The 204-nt window shown below is 60.3% G+C and carries 1 pseudogene; it reads left to right on the top strand.

What is annotated here, in order from left to right:
- Positions 1–204 (top strand): annotated as a pseudogene (locus lacNas_RS00060) (type 2 isopentenyl-diphosphate Delta-isomerase); the annotation flags it as partial.

Here is a 204-nt window from a genome sequence, read left to right as displayed (position 1 = left end):
GCAAACTGCAGGCAGCCGGCTTTAGCTGGTTTGATATTGGCGGCGCTGGCGGCACGAATTTTGCCCAGATTGAAAATTCCCGCAGCCCCTACCCGATGAATTATTTAAACGACTGCGGCCTGCCAACCGCTTTGGCCGCCTTGCTGGCGTCGCCGCTGACCGACCGCCTGATCGTTTCCGGCGGCGTCAGAAACCCGCTGGACG

Origin of the sequence: Lactobacillus nasalidis (assembly GCF_016587775.1) — a bacterium.
Classification (GTDB): Bacteria; Bacillota; Bacilli; order Lactobacillales; family Lactobacillaceae; genus Lactobacillus; species Lactobacillus nasalidis.
The sequence above is the reverse complement of the archived record's forward strand: the minus strand, read 5'-3'. Positions and strand labels throughout refer to the sequence as shown.